The 19,573-nt window shown below is 58.3% G+C and carries 22 protein-coding genes, 1 tRNA gene and 2 pseudogenes; 16 read left to right on the top strand and 9 right to left on the bottom strand.

What is annotated here, in order from left to right; translation table 11 throughout:
* Positions 1-3: 3 nt before the first annotated feature.
* The 4 genes from PMI26_RS11740 to PMI26_RS11725 all read left to right on the top strand — a co-directional run bounded on the left by PMI26_RS11740 (position 4) and on the right by PMI26_RS11725 (position 3,498).
* Positions 4-1,023 carry a LacI family DNA-binding transcriptional regulator gene (locus PMI26_RS11740; RefSeq protein WP_007975701.1) on the top strand — a complete coding sequence of 340 codons (1,020 nt, stop codon included), beginning with the start codon at positions 4-6 and terminating at the stop codon, positions 1,021-1,023.
* A gap of 84 nt (positions 1,024-1,107) precedes the next feature.
* The gene (gene rbsK, locus PMI26_RS11735) at positions 1,108-2,025 is read left to right on the top strand and encodes a ribokinase (protein ID WP_033047988.1); all 918 of its coding nucleotides are present in this window, start codon (positions 1,108-1,110) and stop codon (positions 2,023-2,025) included.
* Positions 2,022-2,426, top strand: coding sequence for a D-ribose pyranase (rbsD, locus tag PMI26_RS11730; protein WP_007975703.1), 405 nt, complete (start codon positions 2,022-2,024; stop codon positions 2,424-2,426). Before rbsK ends, rbsD begins: the two co-directional genes overlap by 4 nt.
* Positions 2,427-2,520: 94 nt before the next feature.
* A complete protein-coding gene (locus PMI26_RS11725) occupies positions 2,521-3,498 on the top strand; it encodes a nucleoside hydrolase (RefSeq protein ID WP_007975704.1) in 978 nt (325 codons plus the stop codon).
* Between the two features lie 33 nt (positions 3,499-3,531).
* Here the strand turns inward: PMI26_RS11725 and PMI26_RS11720 are convergent, their stop codons facing one another.
* Complete coding sequence (locus PMI26_RS11720; RefSeq protein WP_007975705.1) at positions 3,532-3,744, bottom strand: hypothetical protein; 213 nt, start codon at positions 3,742-3,744, stop codon at positions 3,532-3,534.
* A gap of 136 nt (positions 3,745-3,880) precedes the next feature.
* Here PMI26_RS11720 and PMI26_RS11715 point away from each other — a divergent pair, with 136 nt between their 5' ends.
* Together PMI26_RS11715 and PMI26_RS11710 are read left to right on the top strand one after the other, a co-directional pair.
* The gene (locus PMI26_RS11715; RefSeq protein WP_007975706.1) at positions 3,881-4,186 is read left to right on the top strand and encodes a hypothetical protein; all 306 of its coding nucleotides are present in this window, start codon (positions 3,881-3,883) and stop codon (positions 4,184-4,186) included.
* Positions 4,187-4,351: 165 nt separating this feature from the next.
* Positions 4,352-4,672, top strand: a complete 321-nt coding sequence (locus tag PMI26_RS11710; RefSeq protein WP_007975707.1) for an I78 family peptidase inhibitor — start codon at positions 4,352-4,354, stop codon at positions 4,670-4,672.
* Positions 4,673-4,742: 70 nt separating this feature from the next.
* Here the strand turns inward: PMI26_RS11710 and PMI26_RS11705 are convergent, their stop codons facing one another.
* The gene (locus PMI26_RS11705) at positions 4,743-4,955 is read right to left on the bottom strand and encodes a cold-shock protein (RefSeq protein WP_003179963.1); all 213 of its coding nucleotides are present in this window, start codon (positions 4,953-4,955) and stop codon (positions 4,743-4,745) included.
* A 292-nt stretch (positions 4,956-5,247) separates the two neighbouring features.
* Complete coding sequence (locus PMI26_RS11700) at positions 5,248-5,547, bottom strand: hypothetical protein (protein ID WP_007975709.1); 300 nt, start codon at positions 5,545-5,547, stop codon at positions 5,248-5,250.
* 383 nt (positions 5,548-5,930) lie between these two features.
* Here PMI26_RS11700 and thrS point away from each other — a divergent pair, with 383 nt between their 5' ends.
* From thrS to PMI26_RS11665, 9 genes are all read left to right on the top strand, one after another.
* Positions 5,931-7,853: a threonine--tRNA ligase gene (gene thrS, locus PMI26_RS11695; protein WP_007975710.1), complete on the top strand. Its 1,923-nt coding sequence runs from the start codon at positions 5,931-5,933 to the stop codon at positions 7,851-7,853.
* Positions 7,853-8,404 (top strand): translation initiation factor IF-3, encoded by a 552-nt coding sequence (gene infC / locus PMI26_RS0129685; RefSeq protein WP_172435703.1) that lies wholly within the window; start codon positions 7,853-7,855, stop codon positions 8,402-8,404. Before thrS ends, infC begins: the two co-directional genes overlap by 1 nt.
* Before the next feature lie 60 nt (positions 8,405-8,464).
* Positions 8,465-8,659, top strand: coding sequence for a 50S ribosomal protein L35 (gene rpmI, locus PMI26_RS0129690; RefSeq protein WP_002553160.1), 195 nt, complete (start codon positions 8,465-8,467; stop codon positions 8,657-8,659).
* Between the two features lie 28 nt (positions 8,660-8,687).
* Positions 8,688-9,044, top strand: coding sequence for a 50S ribosomal protein L20 (rplT, locus tag PMI26_RS11690; protein WP_007905879.1), 357 nt, complete (start codon positions 8,688-8,690; stop codon positions 9,042-9,044).
* A gap of 109 nt (positions 9,045-9,153) precedes the next feature.
* The gene (gene pheS / locus PMI26_RS11685) at positions 9,154-10,170 is read left to right on the top strand and encodes a phenylalanine--tRNA ligase subunit alpha (RefSeq protein WP_007975711.1); all 1,017 of its coding nucleotides are present in this window, start codon (positions 9,154-9,156) and stop codon (positions 10,168-10,170) included.
* 26 nt (positions 10,171-10,196) lie between these two features.
* The gene (pheT, locus tag PMI26_RS11680) at positions 10,197-12,575 is read left to right on the top strand and encodes a phenylalanine--tRNA ligase subunit beta (RefSeq protein ID WP_007975712.1); all 2,379 of its coding nucleotides are present in this window, start codon (positions 10,197-10,199) and stop codon (positions 12,573-12,575) included.
* Positions 12,576-12,578: 3 nt separating this feature from the next.
* Positions 12,579-12,881, top strand: coding sequence for an integration host factor subunit alpha (gene ihfA / locus PMI26_RS11675; RefSeq protein ID WP_002553164.1), 303 nt, complete (start codon positions 12,579-12,581; stop codon positions 12,879-12,881).
* On the top strand, positions 12,862-13,218 hold the full coding sequence (locus tag PMI26_RS11670; protein ID WP_003179985.1) for a MerR family transcriptional regulator: 357 nt from the start codon (positions 12,862-12,864) through the stop codon (positions 13,216-13,218). Before ihfA ends, PMI26_RS11670 begins: the two co-directional genes overlap by 20 nt.
* Positions 13,219-13,307: 89 nt before the next feature.
* Positions 13,308-13,384: transfer RNA gene (locus PMI26_RS11665), tRNA-Pro, on the top strand.
* Positions 13,385-13,469: 85 nt separating this feature from the next.
* Here PMI26_RS11665 and PMI26_RS31900 read toward each other — a convergent pair.
* Positions 13,470-13,617: pseudogene (locus PMI26_RS31900) on the bottom strand (integrase); the annotation flags it as partial.
* A 379-nt stretch (positions 13,618-13,996) separates the two neighbouring features.
* On the opposite strand from PMI26_RS31900, the pseudogene PMI26_RS0129695 reads away from it, so the two are divergent.
* A pseudogene (locus PMI26_RS0129695) lies at positions 13,997-14,158 on the top strand (cell wall hydrolase); the annotation flags it as partial.
* 126 nt (positions 14,159-14,284) lie between these two features.
* Here the strand turns inward: PMI26_RS0129695 and PMI26_RS11660 are convergent.
* The 5 genes from PMI26_RS11660 to PMI26_RS11640 form a co-directional block, all read right to left on the bottom strand.
* Complete coding sequence (locus PMI26_RS11660; protein ID WP_007975714.1) at positions 14,285-15,508, bottom strand: GTP-binding protein; 1,224 nt, start codon at positions 15,506-15,508, stop codon at positions 14,285-14,287.
* The gene (nthB, locus tag PMI26_RS11655) at positions 15,505-16,167 is read right to left on the bottom strand and encodes a nitrile hydratase subunit beta (RefSeq protein WP_007975715.1); all 663 of its coding nucleotides are present in this window, start codon (positions 16,165-16,167) and stop codon (positions 15,505-15,507) included. The genes PMI26_RS11660 and nthB overlap by 4 nt, the downstream gene beginning before the upstream one ends.
* A gap of 41 nt (positions 16,168-16,208) precedes the next feature.
* Positions 16,209-16,808, bottom strand: coding sequence for a nitrile hydratase subunit alpha (gene nthA / locus PMI26_RS11650; protein WP_007975717.1), 600 nt, complete (start codon positions 16,806-16,808; stop codon positions 16,209-16,211).
* A 92-nt stretch (positions 16,809-16,900) separates the two neighbouring features.
* On the bottom strand, positions 16,901-18,415 hold the full coding sequence (locus PMI26_RS11645) for an amidase (RefSeq protein ID WP_007975719.1): 1,515 nt from the start codon (positions 18,413-18,415) through the stop codon (positions 16,901-16,903).
* Positions 18,416-18,625: 210 nt separating this feature from the next.
* Entirely contained in the window at positions 18,626-19,495 is an 870-nt protein-coding gene (locus PMI26_RS11640) for a transporter (protein WP_007975721.1), read from the bottom strand.
* Positions 19,496-19,573 lie beyond the last annotated feature (78 nt).

The following is a 19,573-nucleotide window of genomic DNA, read 5'->3' on the forward strand; positions in this document are numbered from 1 at the left end:
GTCATGGCGACTATCAAAGATGTGGCAGCCCTTGCCGGCATTTCCTACACCACGGTTTCCCATGTGGTGAACAAGACACGCCCGGTCAGTGAAGAAGTCCGGATCAAGGTCGAGGCCGCGATCAAGACCCTCGACTACGTCCCCAGCGCCGTGGCCCGTTCACTCAAGGCCAAGACCACGGCGACCATCGGCCTGTTGGTTCCCAACAGCCTCAACCCGTACTTCGCCGAGCTGGCCAGGGGGATCGAGGATTACTGCGAGCGAAACGGTTACTGCGTGATCCTGTGCAACTCCGACGACAATCCGGACAAGCAGCGCAGCTACCTGCGTGTGCTGCTGGAAAAACGCATCGACGGCCTGATCGTCGCCTCGGCCGGCGGCGACAGTGGCCTGGTACAGGGTCTGAAGGGCGTGCGCACGCCCATGGTGATCGTCGACCGCGGACTGGACGGTGTCGATGCCGACCTGGTGCGCATCGACCATGAATACGGCGCGTACCTCGCGACCCGGCACCTGTTGGAGTTGGGCCACCTCGATATCGCCACGATCAGCGGGCCGGAAAACACCAGTGTGGCGCAGATGCGTCTGGCGGGGTATCGCAGGGCCTTGGAAGAGGCGGGTGTCGAAGTCTCTCCCGAGCGCATGCTGGCTAGCGATTTCACCAGCACCGGCGGTTACAGCGCTGCCGCGATGTTGCTGGAAAGCCATCCGCCTACCGCCATTTTTGCCGCCAACGACATGATTGGCATCGGTGTGCTGCGGGCCGCCGCCGAGCGCAATATTCGCGTACCGAGCGAGTTGTCGGTGATCGGTTTCGACGATATCCAGATGAGTCGGTATGTCTACCCGTCGTTGACCACGGTGGGGCAATCGATCCTGCAACTCGGTGAGATGGCTGCCGAAGTGCTGTTACGGCGAATCGCCACACCGGGCCTGGCGACCGATCAGCGGATCGTGACGCCGAGTATTGTCATCCGTGAATCGACGGCGCCGCTGGCCGGCGTGTTTGCCCAGTGCCGTTGAAACAGAGAGCCGTTGAGAGCCGTTGAAAACAGAAAGCCGCTGAACCGACAGCGCCGCCGAAACAGAATCGATGAGTAGCAATGTATGCCAGCAAAAGTAGTGGTAATAGGCAGTTTGAATATGGACCTGGTGACCCGCGCGCCGCGTTTGCCCAAGGGCGGTGAAACGCTGATTGGTCAGTCGTTTGCCACCGTCTCCGGTGGCAAGGGCGCCAATCAGGCCGTGGCGGCGGCGCGGCTCGGGGCCCAAGTGTCGATGATCGGCTGCGTGGGCAATGACGCCTATGGCGACGCACTGCGCGGGGCGCTGTTGGCCGAGCAGATCGATTGCCAGGCGGTGAGCACCATTGACGGTTCCAGCGGCGTGGCGTTGATCGTGGTCGACGACAGCAGTCAGAACACCATCGTGATCGTTCCCGGTGCCAACGGTGCATTGACCGCTGAAGCCATTGACCGTTTTGATTCGGTGATACAGGCGGCGGACGTGCTCATCTGTCAGCTGGAAGTGCCCGATGCCTCCGTTGGCCATGCGCTCAAGCGGGGTCGTGAGCTGGGCAAGACGGTCATCCTCAACCCGGCGCCGGCCAGCCGTCCGTTGCCATCGCACTGGTACCGGTCTATCGATTATCTGATTCCCAACGAGAGCGAAGCGTCGGCCTTGAGCGGAGTGACTGTGGACTCCCTGGAGAGTGCGCAAGCCGCGGCGACCCGGCTGATTGCCCTGGGCGCCGGCAAGGTGATCATCACCCTCGGCGCGCAAGGTTCGCTGTTTGCCGATGGTCAGCGCTTCGAGCATTTCCCCGCGCCGGTCGTGAAGGCTGTCGACACCACGGCGGCGGGCGATACGTTCGTCGGTGGTTTCGCTGCGGCGTTGGCTGCGGGTCAGGATGAGGTGCAGGCAATCCGCTTCGGGCAGGTGGCTGCGGCGCTGTCGGTCACCCGTGCCGGCGCGCAACCGTCGATTCCCGCCTTGAGCGATGTACAGGCGTTTAAAACCCCATGAAAAAGACTCCCTTGCTTAACATCGCTTTGTCACGGCTGATCGCCTCATTGGGGCATGGCGACATGGTCGTCATCGGTGACGCCGGTCTTCCGGTTCCACCTGGCGTTGAATTGATCGACCTGGCCTTGACCCGGGGCATTCCGGATTTTGTCAGCACCCTGAAGGTGGTGCTCAGTGAGATGCAGGTCGAAAGCCATGTGCTGGCTCAGGAGATTTTCGATAAGAAACCGTTGGCACTGATCGCACTGGATGAACTGAACGGCGAAGGCGCACTGGGGCGGCGTGAGGTGCTCAGTCATGAACAATTCAAGGTCCTGAGCCGGCAAGCGAGGGCGATTGTTCGTACCGGCGAGTGCCAACCGTACTGCAATATTGTGCTGGTCGCTGGCGTAACATTCTGACTGGCTGTCTGTGCTTTGATTTCCCTGGCGCAAGGAGCGCGCCACGTATCGCTACGCTCGGAAACTGCATCCACTGCTCCGGAGTCTGCTGCTTTTGTCCCTGATTACCGCAACGAACGCCCAGGCGGCACAAAAAATCGACTTGATCATCGACACCGATCCGGGGGCTGACGATGTCGTTGCCCTGTTGTTCGCCCTGGCGTCGCCGGACGAGCTGAATGTCCGGGCACTGACCACCGTTGCGGGCAACGTTCGCCTCGACAAGACCTCGCGCAATGCGCGACTGGCCCGGGAGTGGGCGGGGCGCGAAGAGGTGCCGGTCTATGCGGGCGCGCCGAAGCCCCTGATGCGCACCCCCATCTATGCCGAGGACATTCATGGCAAGGAAGGGTTGTCCGGCATTGCCGTGCATGAACCCAAGCAAGGCCTGGCCAAGGGCAGTGCCATCGCTTATCTCATCGACACCCTGAAATCCGCCGAGCCCCACAGCATTACCATCGCCATGCTTGGCCCGCAGACCAACCTGGCCCTGGCGCTGATCCAGGCGCCGGGTATCGTCCAGGGCATCAAGGAAGTGGTGGTCATGGGCGGTGCGCACTTCAACGGCGGCAACATCACGCCGGTGGCAGAATTCAACCTGTTCGCCGATCCGCAAGCCGCCGAAGTGGTGCTCAAGAGTGGCGTGAAGCTGACTTACCTGCCGCTGGATGTGACCCACAAGATCCTGACCAGCGAAGCGCGTCTGCAACAGATTGCTGCGCTGAACAACAATGCCGGCCGTTTGGTGGGCGACATTCTCAATGAATACATCAAAGGCGAAATGGAGCACTACGGCATTTCGGGTGGCCCGGTGCATGACGCCACGGTGGTCGCTTACCTGCTCAAGCCGCAATTGTTCAGCGGCCGCTCGGTCAACGTGGTGGTCGACAGCCGCGAGGGACCGACTTTCGGGCAAACCATCGTTGACTGGTATGATGGATTGAAAGCGCCGAAGAATGCGTTCTGGGTTGAGAGCGGCGATGCCCAGGGTTTCTTCGATCTGCTGACCGAGCGTCTGGCCCGTCTGAAGTAAGTATCATCTCCCGCAGGTGCCTGCCTTCGGGGTTCACTCCCGTCCGCTGACCGTTTCGGACTGCTGGTCCGACAGATGCTTCTCGAAAATCTGCTCGATGAACGATTGGGCGGCTTCGGTTCCCAGGTCCCTGACCAGCAGGTCGATACCGATAATGGCAAGCTCTTCCGTGCTGCTTGGACTGTAGGAGCTGTGGCCGTCCTGCCACTTGGCCTTGATGTCGGCGTCGATGCTTACGGTGGTCATGATGGCACTCGTGAAGTCGGGGGGGGAAGTCTGAGTGCCGAGTTAACCATTTTGCGAGGCTTTTGACACGTCGACTTAGGCATGAAAAGAGGGCTGTGCGACACTTGGTCTCTGTCGAATTTTCAAGGAGCGCGCTGTGCAGATCGATTTGAACTCCCCGGATGGCCTGACCCTCGAGGCGGTGCGTCAGTTGCTGGCCGGCGCCAGTGACGATGAGCACACCCAGTTGCGGGTCACCAAGGGAGGTATTGCGTACATCTCCTCGGGTGTCGTGGGCGGTACCGATATCGACGGGTTGTTGTTCCGGCTCGAAACCTGGGCCAAGGGCTCCGGTTATGTCGGACGAGTCGCGGCCAGCGATGAAGTCTGGGTCATGCAAATCTTCAATGCCTTGAAAGAGAACTGGCCCAATCCGCCTTACGACTACATCGACGTCTATTGAGCGTTGTTCATATTCAGTCACGATTCAGTGATTAAGGGCAGAGCGGCGCTCAGGCAGAATCGCGGCTCGTGCGGATTGCGGGCAGGGTGCTGGCGCTGCCTGTGAAACCAAACGCCAGTCTGGTTGTCGCACGATCTCAGCTTAATCATTGAATAAGGAGGCTTCATGCCTTGGAAGCTCGCGTCATTGGGTACTTTGCTGGCCGTTGCCACGCTGGCCGGTTGCAGCACTGCCTCTACGGAGTCGGCAAACACGGATGTGGCGACGACTGACACGGGTCACAGCCGTTGTGAAGCGAAGGCTGCCGAGTTCACCATTGGCAAACAGGCATCGCCGCAGCTGCTTGAGCAGGCACGTACCCGCGCAGGGGCGCAAAGCGCGCGGTTCCTGCTGCCGACCGATATGGTGACGCTGGAGTACCGTTCCGATCGCCTGAACCTGAACACCGATGCCGCCAGGGTGGTCACCCGGGTCAACTGCGGCTGATCCCCAGGCTTTTGTTTCACCCATAAAAAACCCCGTCACATGGACGGGGTTTTTTTAGTGCGCCTGGAAATTACTCTGGGCGAACTTGAGCAGCTTGCATACCCTTTTGGCCTTTCTCAGCCACGAAGGAAACAGTCTGGCCTTCTTTCAGGCTTTTGAAACCGTCGCTTTCGATAGCTTTGAAGTGTACGAACAGGTCGTCACCGCCACCTTGAGGAGTGATGAAGCCGAAGCCTTTTTCATCGTTGAACCATTTAACGGTGCCGGTTTGGCGATTAGACATGGTGTATCTCCAAGAAACATATATTTTCAGTAGTACTGTGCTGCTCAGGCCAACTGGGCACACCCGAGTATCATAGTCGAAATGTTCGGTTTGGGACCCCCCCAGACGCGCTGTTTGCTTTCATATTGCACGTCTTTCACCACCAGGAATGGCTGTGAGCCCCGGTTTCAGGGGGTTTGCGCGGCAAAACAGGGGAGTAAAAAAACCCGTAAAAGCTGCGTAAATTATGTGAATCAGCCGATATTTGGCTGTTTTTGGCCCCCGGATCACTCAAAAAACGTCCTGTGCAACGCTATTTCTGGACTCGGCACACCGAGATTTCTTTCAGTGCGCGTTGGCTCAATTCAGGGCCGGCTGGATTGTTCTTGTCCATCAACTGCGCGATCTCCTGGGTGGTGAATTTCTTCTCGAGAACGTCGGCGCCGCACGAGCAGTGCTTCTTCGCTTCGGCCGGGTTGACAGTTTGGCTGGCAGCTTTTGTGCAATCGCTCATGTACTGGGCTTTCACACCATTTGGCCAGGCAGCGTGTGCGCTCAGTGGCAGCAACAGGGCAAGCGGGGCGGCAAAGGCAAAAAGACGGATAAGGCGCATGACAGGAACTCCTTGGGGTCGATATCTGTGGCGATTCTCAGTCAGTTTGAGGCATCTCGTATATCTCAAGTTCACTTTGCGCCAAGAAAGTGAGGAAATTTTCACCGTCTGATTGCGTGCAGGCCGATAACCGTTCATCTGTGCTAGCATGCCCCGCTCGGGCGTTTGCAGGCTCCGATGGACCTTCAGTCCCGGTGGCGGCAGATGCGCGATTAACCCTGATTTGAATCCCAGTCACTCTGGTTCGGTTTTCCGGTTGGCCGCAAGGCTCCTGCCGCTGTAAGGCAGGCGTTCGTCATTGAATGGCCTGGACCGGATCTTGTACTGGCTCATCCCAACCCACGTGACCTTTGGTAGGGGTCACCACTAGGAGAGGAGGCGCCATGCCAACTATTACTCTTCCCGACGGCAGTCAACGTTCATTCGATCACCCGGTTTCCGTAGCCGAGGTCGCCGCCTCCATCGGTGCAGGCCTGGCCAAGGCCACCGTTGCCGGCAAGGTCGATGGCAAGCTGGTCGACGCCAGTGACATCATCGACAGCGACGCGTCGCTGCAAATCATCACGCCAAAGGATGAAGAGGGGCTGGAGATCATTCGCCACTCTTGCGCCCACCTGGTTGGCCACGCGGTCAAGCAGTTGTACCCGACCGCCAAAATGGTCATCGGGCCGGTCATCGACGAAGGCTTCTATTACGACATCGCCTTCGAGCGTCCTTTCACTCCGGACGACCTGGCGGCCATCGAACAGCGCATGCAGCAGCTGATCGAGAAAGATTACGACGTGATCAAGAAAGTCACTCCGCGCGCCGAAGTGATCGAAGTGTTCAAGGCTCGTGGCGAAGACTACAAGTTGCGCCTGGTCGAGGACATGCCGAACGAACAGGCCATGGGCCTGTATTACCACGAAGAATACGTCGACATGTGCCGCGGTCCGCACGTGCCGAACACCCGCTTCCTGAAATCCTTCAAGCTGACCAAGCTGTCCGGCGCCTACTGGCGTGGCGATGCCAAAAACGAGCAATTGCAGCGCGTCTACGGCACCGCATGGGCGGACAAGAAGCAACTGGCGGCTTACATCCAGCGCATCGAAGAAGCCGAAAAACGCGACCACCGCAAGATCGGCAAGCGCCTGGGCCTGTTCCACACCCAGGAAGAGTCGCCGGGCATGGTGTTCTGGCACCCGAACGGCTGGACTCTGTACCAGGTGCTCGAGCAGTACATGCGCAAGGTTCAGCGCGACAACGGCTATCTCGAAATCAAGACGCCGCAAGTGGTTGACCGCAGCCTGTGGGAGAAATCCGGGCACTGGGCCAACTACGCCGACAACATGTTCACCACCCAGTCGGAAAACCGCGACTACGCGATCAAGCCAATGAACTGCCCTTGCCACGTGCAGGTGTTCAACCAGGGCCTGAAGAGCTACCGCGAGCTGCCGATGCGCCTGGCCGAGTTCGGTGCATGCCACCGTAACGAGCCATCGGGTGCCTTGCACGGCATCATGCGTGTGCGCGCATTCACCCAGGACGACGCCCACATCTTCTGCACCGAAGAGCAGATGCAGGCCGAGTCCGCCGCGTTCATCAAGCTGACCATGGACGTCTACGCCGATTTCGGCTTTAAAGATGTCGAGATGAAGCTGTCCACTCGTCCGGAAAAACGCGTCGGTTCCGACGAGCTTTGGGATCGCGCCGAAGCTGCACTGGCCGCAGCCCTTGACAGCGCGGGCCTGCCGTACGATCTGCAGCCGGGCGAGGGTGCGTTCTACGGTCCGAAGATCGAGTTCTCGCTGAAAGATTGCCTCGGTCGCGTCTGGCAATGTGGTACCCTGCAGCTCGATTTTAACCTGCCTGTGCGTCTGGGAGCCGAATACGTCTCCGAAGACAACAGCCGCAAGCATCCGGTGATGTTGCACCGGGCGATCCTGGGGTCCTTCGAGCGGTTCGTCGGAATCCTGATCGAGCATTACGAGGGCGCGTTCCCTGCGTGGCTGGCTCCGACCCAGGCAGTGGTGATGAATATCACTGATAAACAGGCTGATTTTGCCGCCGAAGTGGAAAAAACTCTCAACGAAAGCGGGTTTCGTGCCAAGTCTGACTTGAGAAATGAAAAGATCGGCTTTAAAATCCGCGAGCATACTTTGCTCAAGGTTCCTTATCTCTTGGTTATCGGAGATCGGGAAGTCGAGATGCAGACTGTCGCTGTGCGTACTCGTGAAGGTGCTGACCTGGGCTCGATGCCCGTCGCCCAGTTCGCTGAGTTCCTCGCCCAAGCGGTTTCCCGGCGTGGTCGCCAAGATTCGGAGTAATTATTATTAAGCGTGAAATGAGACAAGATAAACGAACTGCACCGAAAGCCCCGATCAACGAGAATATCTCGGCACGCGAGGTTCGGTTAATTGGGGCTGAAGGTGAACAGCTCGGGATTGTGTCAATCGAAGACGCGCTTCTTAAGGCTGAAGAGGCCAAGCTGGATCTGGTGGAGATTTCCGCCGATGCAGTACCACCTGTTTGCAAACTGATGGACTACGGCAAATCGATCTTCGAAAAGAAGAAGCAGATTGCTGCGGCCAAGAAAAACCAGAAGCAGATTCAGGTTAAAGAAATCAAGTTTCGTCCAGGGACGGAGGAAGGGGATTACCAGGTAAAACTGCGCAACCTGGTACGTTTCCTGAGTGACGGGGACAGGGCCAAGGTATCCTTGCGATTCCGCGGCCGTGAGATGGCCCACCAGGAGCTGGGGATGGAACTCCTCAAGCGAGTTGAAGGTGACTTGCTCGAGTACGGTTCGGTCGAACAGCATCCTAAGATGGAAGGACGCCAGCTGATCATGGTCATCGCCCCGAAAAAGAAGAAGTAATCAACAGGGCACGGCAGGCCTTCTGATTATGTTTATCAACTGAATGCGGAGTATCCGAACATGCCAAAAATGAAGACCAAAAGTGGTGCTGCTAAGCGGTTTCTGAAAACTGCTAACGGTATCAAGCACAAGCACGCTTTCAAGAGCCACATCCTGACCAAAATGTCGACCAAGCGTAAGCGTCAACTGCGCGGTAGCAGCTTGCTGCATCCGTCTGACGTGGCAAAAGTCGAGCGCATGCTGCGCCTTCGTTAATTTTAGTCAAGAATAGAGGAAGTAACTCATGGCTCGTGTAAAGCGTGGCGTCATTGCCCGTAAGCGTCACAAAAAAATTCTGAAACTTGCTAAAGGCTACTACGGCGCACGCTCCCGCGTATTCCGTGTTGCCAAGCAAGCGGTAATCAAGGCAGGCCAATACGCCTACCGTGACCGTCGTCAGAAAAAACGTCAGTTCCGCGCTCTGTGGATCGCTCGTATCAACGCTGGTGCTCGTATCAACGGTCTGTCCTACAGCCGTTTCATCGCCGGCCTGAAAAAAGCGTCCATCGAGATCGACCGTAAGGTTCTGGCTGATCTGGCAGTGAACGAAAAAGCGGCGTTTGCTGCGATTGTCGAGAAAGCTAAAGCCACCTTGGCTTAAGTACCCCCGACAGTCACCCGGCCTCGCATCTGTGGGGTCAGGTGTTAAACGTCATAAATAGGGGAAGAGCCTTCAAGCTCTTCCCCTATTTTGTATCTGGAGTCTGTACATGGAAAACCTGGATGCGCTCGTCTCTCAAGCACTAGAGGCTGTGCAAAGCGCTGAAGATATCAATGCCCTGGAGCAAATCCGGGTTCACTACCTTGGCAAGAAGGGTGAATTGACTCAGGTGATGAAGACCCTGGGGAATTTGCCGGCAGAAGAGCGTCCGCAGGTCGGTGCGCTGATCAACGTTGCCAAGGAGCGTGTCACAGAGGTCCTTAATGCGCGCAAGGCATTGTTTGAAGAAGCCGATCTGGCTGCCAAACTCTCCGCCGAGTCCATTGACGTGACCCTGCCCGGCCGCGGTCAGACCTCCGGTGGTCTGCATCCGGTTACCCGCACTCTGGAACGCGTCGAACAGTTCTTCACCCGTATCGGCTACGGCATCGCCGAAGGCCCTGAGGTCGAAGACGACTATCACAACTTCGAAGCGCTCAACATCCCAGGCCATCACCCGGCCCGGTCGATGCATGACACCTTCTATTTCAATGCGAACATGCTGTTGCGCACCCATACCTCGCCGGTACAGGTCCGCACCATGGAGTCCAAGCAGCCGCCGATCCGCATCGTCTGCCCGGGCCGCGTCTACCGCAGCGACTCCGATATCACCCACTCGCCGATGTTCCACCAGGTCGAAGGCCTGTTGATCGATCGCGACATCAATTTCGCCGACCTCAAAGGCACCATCGAAGAGTTCCTGCGGGTGTTCTTCGAAAAGGAACTGGCGGTGCGTTTCCGTCCTTCGTACTTCCCGTTCACCGAGCCATCCGCTGAAGTCGACATGGAATGCGTGATGTGCAGCGGTAAAGGCTGCCGCGTCTGCAAGCAGACCGGCTGGCTGGAAGTGATGGGCTGCGGCATGGTTCACCCGAACGTGCTGCGCATGTCCGGGATCGACCCGGAAGAGTTCTCGGGCTTTGCCTTCGGCATGGGCGTTGAGCGTCTGGCCATGCTGCGTTACGGCGTGAACGACTTGCGTCTGTTCTTCGACAACGACTTGCGGTTCCTCGCGCAATTTCGCTAGTCGTAACGAATTCTTAGGAGAGCAGGATGAAATTCAGTGAACAATGGCTGCGTGGCTGGGTTAGCCCGCAGGTAAGTCGCGACGAGCTGGTTGCTCGTCTGTCGATGGCCGGTCTTGAGGTCGATAGCGTTACGCCGGCCGCCGGTGTTTTCAGTGGCGTGGTGGTTGGCGAGGTGCTGAGCACCGAACAGCACCCGGACGCCGACAAGCTGCGCGTATGCCAGGTCAGCAACGGTTCGGAAACCTTCCAGGTGGTTTGCGGTGCGCCCAACGTGCGCCCGGGCCTGAAGATTCCTTTCGCCATGATCGGCGCCGAGTTGCCAGGTGACTTCAAGATCAAGAAGGCCAAGCTGCGTGGCGTTGAATCCAACGGCATGCTGTGCTCGCAATCCGAGCTGCAGGTCGGTGAAGGTAACGACGGTCTGATGGAGCTGCCGGCCGATGCGCCGGTGGGTGAGGATTTCCGTGTTTACCTGGACCTGGAAGACGCCAGCATCGAGGTCGACCTGACCCCGAACCGCGGCGACTGCCTGTCCCTGGCCGGCCTGGCCCGTGAAGTGGGTGCTTTGTACGCCGCTCCGGTCAGCCGTCCGGTAGTGGCTTCGGTGCCTGCCGTGCACGACGAAGTGCGTTCGGTAGAAGTGTTGGCGCCCGCCGCGTGCCCGCGTTATCTGGGTCGTGTGATCCGTAACGTCGACCTGTCCAGGCCTACGCCGCTGTGGATGGTAGAGCGCCTGCGTCGTGCCGACGTACGCAGCATCGATGCTGCCGTCGACATCACCAACTACGTGATGCTGGAGCTGGGTCAGCCACTGCACGCCTTCGATCTCGCCGAAATCAACGGCGGCATCCGTGTGCGCATGGCCGAAGACGGCGAGAAGCTGGTGCTGCTCGACGGTCAGGAAGTCAGCCTGCGCAGCGATACGCTGGTGATTGCCGACCACTCCCGCGCACTGGCAATCGCCGGCGTCATGGGTGGCGAGCACAGCGGTGTGTCCGCGACCACCCGTGATGTGTTCCTGGAAAGCGCCTTCTTCGACCAGATCGCCGTAGCAGGCAAGGCCCGTTCCTATGGCCTGCACACCGATGCATCCCATCGCTATGAGCGTGGCGTGGACTGGCAACTGGCCCGCGAGGCCATGGAGCGCGCGACTGGCCTGCTGCTGGAAATCACCGGCGGTGAAGCGGGTCCGATCATCGAGACCGTCAGCGAACAGCACCTGCCGAAAATTGCTCCGGTCACCCTGCGTGCCCAGCGCATTACCCAGATGCTGGGTATGGAAATGGATTCGGCTGAAGTGGAGCGCCTGCTCAATGCCTTGGGCCTGGCCATTACTGCCGACGGGGCAGGGCAGTGGCGTGTAGAAGTGCCAAGCCATCGCTTCGATATCAGTCTGGAAGTCGACCTGATCGAAGAACTGGCACGCCTGTACGGCTACAACCGTCTGCCGGTTCGTTATCCGCAAGCGCGTCTGGCGCCGCAAGCCAAGGCCGAAGCTCGTAGCGACCTGCCTGAACTGCGCCGCCTGCTGGTTGCCCGTGGATATCAGGAAGCAATTACCTACAGCTTCATCGATCCGAAACAGTTCGAACTGTTTAATCCGGGTGTTGAGCCGTTGCTGCTCGCCAATCCGATCTCCAATGACATGGCCGCCATGCGTTCGTCCTTGTGGCCGGGTCTGGTCAAGGCGCTTCAGCACAACCTGAACCGCCAGCAGGATCGCGTGCGTCTGTTCGAAAGCGGCCTGCGTTTTGTTGGTCAGCTTGAAGGTTTGAAGCAAGAGCCGATGCTCGCTGGTGTGGTTTGCGGCAGTCGCTTGCCGGAAGGCTGGGCGCAGGGTCGCGATACCGTCGACTTCTTTGACGTCAAGGCTGACGTGGAAGCTGTGCTGGGCTTCGCCGGTGCCCTGGATTCGTTCACTTTCGTGCCAGGCAAGCACCCGGCATTGCACCCGGGCCAAACCGCACGCATCGAACGCGATGGTCGTCTGGTCGGCTTCATTGGCGCGATCCACCCCGAATTGTCGAAAACCCTCGGTCTCGACCGTCCGGTCTTCGTCTTCGAGTTGGTTCTGGCGGAAGTGGCGTCGGGCAAAATGCCGAAATTCCACGAGTTATCGCGCTTTCCTGAAGTGCGTCGTGACCTTGCACTGATTGCGCACAAAGACGTTGCAGCCACGGCTGTACTGGACGTAATCCGTGAAAATGCAGGCGAATGGCTGACAGACCTCAGGCTATTTGACGTGTATCAGGGTAAAGGCATTGATCCTGATAGAAAAAGCCTTGCAGTCGGCTTGACCTGGCAGCATCCATCGCGCACTCTTAATGACGATGAGGTGAATACCGCAACGCAAAACATCCTCACCTCGCTCGAACAAAGGTTGAACGCCACGTTAAGGAAGTGACGTATGGGGGCTCTGACGAAAGCTGAGATGGCGGAACGTCTGTATGAGGAGCTGGGCCTGAATAAACGGGAGGCCAAGGAATTGGTCGAACTGTTTTTTGAAGAAATCAGGCACGCTCTCGAAGACAACGAACAAGTCAAATTGTCCGGTTTCGGCAATTTCGACCTTCGGGACAAACGCCAGCGGCCTGGCCGCAATCCGAAAACGGGGGAAGAAATCCCGATCACGGCTCGCCGTGTGGTCACCTTTCGTCCAGGGCAGAAGTTGAAGGCCCGAGTTGAGGCTTATGCTGGAACCAAGTCATAACGACGAGCTCCCCGTCATCCCGGGCAAACGCTACTTCACCATTGGTGAAGTCAGCGAGCTGTGTGCGGTAAAACCACACGTGCTGCGCTACTGGGAGCAGGAGTTTCCTCAGCTCAACCCTGTCAAACGCCGCGGAAACCGCCGGTATTATCAGCGCCAGGACGTGCTGATGATCCGGCAGATCCGCGCGCTTCTTTATGATCAGGGGTTCACCATCGGCGGAGCGCGCCTGCGTTTGTCCGGTGATGAAGCCAAAGACGACACCACCCAATACAAGCAAATGATCCGCCAGATGATCGCCGAGCTCGAAGATGTTCTGGTGGTACTCAAGAAATAAATTCTCGCTTTTAAATACTTCCAGTTTTCAAAAGCTTGCGATATATTCTTGAGCGTTCCTCGAGGTGAGGAACGGATAACACGCCTAGTCGGGGCGTAGCGCAGTCCGGTAGCGCACTAGCATGGGGTGCTAGGGGTCGAGTGTTCGAATCACTCCGTCCCGACCATTATTCCTGAGTAAAATCAGACACTTAAGCCGATCAGTTAGATCGGCTTTTTTGTGCCTGCGCAAAACCAATCGCGGTCTGTAGCAGGCTGGCGCCTTTTCCCTGATCACTTTAAGACCTTCGACGGTATGGCGTTTGCGCTGTTTCTTCTCGATGCGATTGATCGTACTGGCGGCGGGGTTGTGGGGGCACAGTCCCTTTGCCGTGGCGTGGTTGAAAGTATCGATCAGAACGTCGCAGAACGAGTGATGCAATCAGCGTCGAAGGCGAACCTTCTCCCAGCTGCGATCAACGTAAAACGACCCCGTATCGCCCCGAAGGGAATAAAGCGTTGCTCTGTAGAAGGCTGTCCCGCGTGAACAGTCCATCCCACGCAGTTTTTGGTAAGCCCATTTCCATCCGTGCTTAGGTTCGGTGCTCATACGTTGCCCAGGTCAGTATCATCCATTCCCTGATGGTAGCTCGGGGGTGATGGATGTCCAACTATCGATTTCAGGCGTCAAAAGTACGTCCCGGAGCGATTCTTTTCTGAAAATGAGTGCTGAGTAAACAAATAGCTGAGGTATTCCCCAGGCCCGCCAAGTGCGGGCTTTTTTACGCCCGGAGAAACATATGGCCGAAACTGAAAAAGATCGCGATATCCTCGCGAGTACACTTTTGGGGAAAGCCCGTGGCGAATCGCTCGCAGGTCAGATCGCAGTGGCCCGAACCAATCGCAATCGTGTGAATGACGGTAAGACCAAATCTTGGTGGGGCGAGGGCTACGCCAGTGTCCGGCGGGTCGTTGTGCTGAAGAACAACATGCAGCGCTTCTCAGTCCGTGAAGTTGAGGTTACAGGTCATAACGAGGCTAGTGCGGCCTCGCTATCGTTGTGCATTGATAGACGGGTTACCGAGCGATCAGGGTGACAATGCCTTGAGGTCGAAGGTTGTTGCGCCTGGCAAGGTTGGCCACGTGTGTGGACCTTCCATGATCTCTTGCGGGGTCAGCAGACAGGCGTCCAATTGCCGCTTCAAAATATCCAGGTCGACACCCTGGCCGATGAAGACTATTTCCTGTCGGCAATCCCCGGTGATCTCGTCCCATTTGGCCATTATCCCTGCGCGGCGATAGTCATCCTGAGGCCATTGCGATTGCGCAATGAATGTCCACCAGTGGCCGACATAGTCCCAACGAAATTGCCCGCCACTTTGCACCAGCATGCCAATGTCCAGATGCCGACTGGCAACCCAGAAGTAGCCTTTGCAACGCAGTAGCCGCCCGTTTTGCCACGGCCGCTGCAGGAACTCCAGCAGACGTTGCGGATGGAATGGCGCACGCTCCTGATACACCCACGAAGCAATTCCATAGGTGTCCGACTCGGGAGGACGATCGTCACTCGATTCCAGGCTTTTCATCCAGCCGGGTGACTGCACCAGACTCGGCAAATCGAAGCGACCGGTGTCGAGGATCTTCGACAGATCGACGGCACCGTAGGTCATGGGCAGAATTTCGGCCTGCGGATTGAGGCCCGCGAGAACGGCGCTCAGTTCCAGAAAGCCTTTCTCGCCTATCAGGTCCAGCCGGCTGACGAGGATGACGTTGGCGTACTCCACCTGTTCGATCAGCAGATCGGACAAGTGGCGTAATGGCGTGCCCGTTTCGTCCTCGTCGCCGACCGTGTCCCGGGAGGTCAGCAGCGCCTGGAAGTTGCTGCCATCGACAACGGTGACCAAGGTGTCGAGCCGCGCCAGTTCGCTCAAGCTGAAGCCTTGCGAATCTAGGAAGGCGAAAGTCTCGGCGACCGGCATCGGTTCGGAGATCCCGGTGGATTCGATCAGCAGGTAATCGAAGCGCTGCTGACGCGCCAGCAGGCTGATCTGCTCAAGCAGATCAGCGCGTAGCGTGCAGCAGATGCAGCCGTTGCTCATCTCGACCAGTTCATCGCTGCCGCGGTGCAGCGACACGTTGCGTGCCACGTCCGCGGCGTCGATGTTGACTTCGCTCATGTCGTTGACGATGACTGCCACCCGCATGCCTGCGCGGTTGCGCAGGATGTGGTTGAGCAGGGTCGTCTTGCCGGAGCCGAGGAAGCCCGAAAGGACCGTCACCGGCAACCGGCCCGATAGGGCCCCGTCAATCATGCGGCCACCCTTTTCGTGTCGACGGCCTTGTCCAGGTAGCTTTCGAACAGGTCGACGACCACGAAGCCATCGTCCGCGGCATCACCCCACAGGTCCTTTACCTGGAATTCAACGTGATAGGTCGGCTGATGCGCCGCGCTCAAATCGCCGTGACCGATGGCATCCGGGAACGGCCATTTTTCCGAGGTGCGGTGTCGGACGATGCCTTCCTTGCCGCGTACATAGGCCGGCATGCGTATGTGGCCGGCCACGTATTCGTCGCGAACCACTACCCGGTCGCCCACTTCAAATGGCGGGCGGCCGGTGATGGCGGGGCGGCCCTTGTCGTGGGAAGGGTTGGCCAATTTGAAGGGTGAACCCAGCGCCTGATCGAGTTCGTCCTGGGTAATGACGCCGGTTTCGACCAGCAAGGTGGCCGTGGCAATGACGTAGCGTTCGTAATATTGCGTGCCAACGTGCTGGCGGACATCAAGTCGTTCGACGGCGTGACGGATTTCGTCGACGCTGAATTTTTTCAATTGGTCGGCGCCGATAAACATCAGGCTATAAGCCAGGTGCTCCCATTCCTGTTTGAATACTTGCTTGTAATCCTGGCTATTGATGATGTGGGGAACCTTGCCAAAGCCTTGAAAACCGCCGAGATCGTGAAAGCCATCCATAATAGAACCTCCGAAAACTAGAAGATGAAGAGTCGTTTGGGTCAACGTACGCGGGGCAAGGCAACCCCGATCAGCACATCCTTGGTCACCAGTTTCTGAAGCTCTTCTTCACTCATGTGCTCGGAGCCTTCGGGCCTTAAGGGCAGGACCAGGTAGCGGCTTTCTGCGCTGGTATCCCAGACTTTGACGACCACATCGCTTGGTAACTCTGTGCCCATCTCACGCAGCACGGTGCGTCCTTCACGAACCAGGCGTGCCCGGAACTCAAAACCCTTGTACCACTCCGGCGGCAACCCCAGGACCGGCCAGTTGGTGCAGGAGCACAGGCTGCAGACGATGACATTTTTCAGCTGGGGCAAATCCTCAAGGGCGACGATGTATTCGCCTTGCGGACCAGTGAAACCGAACTGCGCACACGCTGCAGTGCCGTCTTTGAGCAACAGCTCCCGGAACTGCGGATCGACCCACGCCTTGGCGACTACACGGGCGCCGTTTTCCGGACTCCATTGGTGCACCATCAATTCGGTTAGCTGCTCGATATAGCCCTCTGGAATCAGTTCTTTGTCTTTCATGACCTTGAACAAGGCCCAGGCCCGTTCGCTGGGCGTCGAAGTGGATGCTGGGGATACAGTGGCGCTCATGGTGTAACTCCTCATCGGTTTAACACGGTCAAAAAAAGTGAAGAACAGCCCCCGGTTTTTTATTGATGTCCGGGAGGTCGGGTGAGGTGGGCTTACAACGTCTTCCAGTCGACAGCGGCCTCGAACGCTGCCGCCGCCTGGTAAATCGTGCCTTCGGCATAGTGCTTGCCAACGAACATCAACCCCACGGGCAGGCCGTCCACCAGACCACACGGGATCGACATGGCCGGATGGCCGGTAATGTCTTGCGGCGCGGTGTTGCCGATCATTTCCAGCGCACGGGCCACGTACTCGGTGATCGAACAATCGGGTTCCGGGTGAGGCTGGGCAATGATCGGCACGGTCGGCATGACCAGAAGGTCATAGGTTTCCAGTGCCTTGTCGTAACCGGCCCGGGCGAAGCGTGCGATGTTCTGAGCCTTGGCGTAGAAGCGACCGTTGTAACGATCCAGGCCGTATTGGCCGACGAACATGCACAGCTTGAGCGACGCGGACAATGCGTCCGCTTGTTCGCGCCAGCCGGCCTGTTTATCCAGCAGGCCGACGTCATAGAGACCTTTCCAGTTAAAGCCTGCGCCATTGCCATGCATCATCTGCATGGTCAGGCCTTCGCAGCCGATGGGGTGCCACAGCGAACCCGCCAGGTTGTGCTCGGGGACGGAGACTTCCTCGACGCGAGCGCCCAAGACCTCAAGCCGGGCGATGGCGCTGCGCACCTTGTCGGCAACACGTGGATCCTGATTGGCCAACTGGAAGCCTTCCTGCAGGATGCCGATCCGCAGCCCGCTCACGCCTCGCTCCAGATAATCGCAGTAGGCGTCGACCTGAGGAGCGGTCTGGCGAGGGTCGAGTCCGTCGGCACCGGCCATGACTTCGAGCATCAGCGCGTTGTCACGCACGTTGCGGGTGATGGGGCCGGCATGGTCGATGGTGGCTTCGATCGCCATGATGCCGGTGTAAGGCACCAAACCGTGAGTCGGCTTCATGCCATAGGTGCCGCAGAACGCTGAAGGGATGCGGATGGAGCCGCCCTGATCACCGCCAACCGCCAGGTCTACCTCGCCGGCTGCTACTAACGCAGCGCTGCCCGAGGAGGATCCGCCAGCAGCGAAACCGTGCCGATACGGGTTATGTACGGGCGCCGGATCAGACGTGTGGCTGCCACCGGAGAGGCAGTAGTGTTCACAGGTCGCCTTGCCCAGAATGGTGACCCCGTCGTCCAGCAAACGGGTCACCACGGTAGCGTCGAATTTCGGTACGAAGCCTTCCAGTGGGGCGGCGCCGTTCATCATCGGGACGCCAGCCAGGGAGATGTTGTCCTTGAGCGCAACAGTCTTGCCAGCAAGTTTGCCCTCACGGGCGCCATTCACCTCAGTCCTGTAATACCAGGCATTGAGCAGGTTGTGCGAGTTTGACGGGCGGTAGCCCGAACTGCGGTCGTAGCGCACCGGCGGGGTGAAATCCGGCAACTCGTCGACCAGGTCATATGCATCGAAACTTGGCTGCATAAGTGCCAGGTATTCCGCTGCCTGCTCGTGGGTCAGCTGCATATTCAGCCGGCCAGCGATGTCCTGCAGTTGGTCGAGGGTAGGGCGAACAATGGCCATGATTTTCCTATTCTTTTTGTCTGTGATCGACGACGGTTCAGCCCGTACGGGAGCGTTCGATGGTGTTCGCAAACACCTCACGCCGGGTACCTGGAGCGACATCAATCGATGTGGGTAACAGGGTTCAAGTTAGGCATCCCTCTCGACATTCGCTTGGCTGAGAAGGACAGCCACTTGGTTGAAAAGGACAACCTGTCGAGCGAGGCGCGCTCAGAAAACTTTCAAGATGCGCAGGTTCAGGCGTGCACCTTCCTTGAAGCCTTGTTCGACCCCAATGTCGGTGCCGATCTGGGCCTGAATCTGCAGCGTGGGCTCGATGAAGTGCGTGACGGTGAAACGCCCATAGGAGGTGGAGACCCCGTCGTGCTGATCGACCCCGTTGACGGTGGTCGCCGAGCCGGTGATGTAGCCGCCGCCAACGGCGAAGGTGGTGCTCTGCGTCCAGTTGTAGCGCACGGCGGTCTGGTACTCGTAACGGGTGTTTTCTTCCAGCTTCGCCCCGGTCGGGCCGAAGTCATTGTTGGCCGACACCCATGAGGCTTCAGCCACCGTGTCCAGCGCCCATTTCGGGGAGAAATGGTGGATGTACGCCGCCTGTAGCGTGGCGCGCCAGCGGTTCTCGCCGAGGTTCAGGGCATCGTTTTTATCGTAGCTCCCCACCGGAAAGGACAGGTAGGGTGCCAAAGCGAAGATGTCCTTGTTCGCGGTGGGCAGCGTCCACTTCAGCGGCGCGGTGATGATCGGGTCGCCGATGCCGCGGGTATCGCCCAAGGCACCGATATCTCCCGAGGCGTTCATCTGGCCGAAAGGCAACAGAATCTGCGGTTCCCATGAGAGGTTTTCTGACAAGCCGATGGCGTGCACATATCGCAGGATGCCGATGTCCGAACTGAGCCTGGCGTCGTCGGAGACCTTGTGGCCGTTCTGGTACAGATCCGAGCGGTCGGCGTGCTGGTAGTAGAGCAACAAGGCGTTGGCGCCAGCCGGCAATGGTTCGAAATCACCGGGAGCTACCTCGATGGCCTGGCTTTTGACAAAGGGCAGCATGCACAGCACGAGTAAAGAGTGACTCAACTTCATGATCGATTTCCTGACAAAAAGGCCCCCCAACCCCATCCGCTTGAGATGGAGGGCCAAAAGATGTTTGAGAGGTCTGTG

It is taken from the genome of Pseudomonas sp. GM33 (assembly GCF_000282295.1).
Classification (GTDB): Bacteria; Pseudomonadota; Gammaproteobacteria; order Pseudomonadales; family Pseudomonadaceae; genus Aquipseudomonas; species Aquipseudomonas laurylsulfatiphila.

Coding starts and splice junctions, on each gene's coding strand:
- PMI26_RS11700 (WP_007975709.1), bottom strand. CDS start 5,547: ATGCGCCTTATCCGTCTTTTTGCCTTTGCCGCCCCGCTTGCCCTGTTG.
- PMI26_RS11670 (WP_003179985.1), top strand. CDS start 12,862: ATGCTGGAACCAAGTCATAACGACGAGCTCCCCGTCATCCCGGGCAAA.
- rplT (WP_007905879.1), top strand. CDS start 8,688: ATGGCTCGTGTAAAGCGTGGCGTCATTGCCCGTAAGCGTCACAAAAAA.
- rpmI (WP_002553160.1), top strand. CDS start 8,465: ATGCCAAAAATGAAGACCAAAAGTGGTGCTGCTAAGCGGTTTCTGAAA.
- ihfA (WP_002553164.1), top strand. CDS start 12,579: ATGGGGGCTCTGACGAAAGCTGAGATGGCGGAACGTCTGTATGAGGAG.
- rbsD (WP_007975703.1), top strand. CDS start 2,022: ATGAAAAAGACTCCCTTGCTTAACATCGCTTTGTCACGGCTGATCGCC.
- PMI26_RS11640 (WP_007975721.1), bottom strand. CDS start 19,495: ATGAAGTTGAGTCACTCTTTACTCGTGCTGTGCATGCTGCCCTTTGTC.
- PMI26_RS11645 (WP_007975719.1), bottom strand. CDS start 18,415: ATGGCCATTGTTCGCCCTACCCTCGACCAACTGCAGGACATCGCTGGC.
- nthA (WP_007975717.1), bottom strand. CDS start 16,808: ATGAGCGCCACTGTATCCCCAGCATCCACTTCGACGCCCAGCGAACGG.
- pheT (WP_007975712.1), top strand. CDS start 10,197: ATGAAATTCAGTGAACAATGGCTGCGTGGCTGGGTTAGCCCGCAGGTA.
- PMI26_RS11710 (WP_007975707.1), top strand. CDS start 4,352: ATGCCTTGGAAGCTCGCGTCATTGGGTACTTTGCTGGCCGTTGCCACG.
- rbsK (WP_033047988.1), top strand. CDS start 1,108: ATGCCAGCAAAAGTAGTGGTAATAGGCAGTTTGAATATGGACCTGGTG.
- PMI26_RS11720 (WP_007975705.1), bottom strand. CDS start 3,744: ATGACCACCGTAAGCATCGACGCCGACATCAAGGCCAAGTGGCAGGAC.
- nthB (WP_007975715.1), bottom strand. CDS start 16,167: ATGGATGGCTTTCACGATCTCGGCGGTTTTCAAGGCTTTGGCAAGGTT.
- PMI26_RS11660 (WP_007975714.1), bottom strand. CDS start 15,508: ATGATTGACGGGGCCCTATCGGGCCGGTTGCCGGTGACGGTCCTTTCG.
- thrS (WP_007975710.1), top strand. CDS start 5,931: ATGCCAACTATTACTCTTCCCGACGGCAGTCAACGTTCATTCGATCAC.
- pheS (WP_007975711.1), top strand. CDS start 9,154: ATGGAAAACCTGGATGCGCTCGTCTCTCAAGCACTAGAGGCTGTGCAA.
- PMI26_RS11740 (WP_007975701.1), top strand. CDS start 4: ATGGCGACTATCAAAGATGTGGCAGCCCTTGCCGGCATTTCCTACACC.
- PMI26_RS11705 (WP_003179963.1), bottom strand. CDS start 4,955: ATGTCTAATCGCCAAACCGGCACCGTTAAATGGTTCAACGATGAAAAA.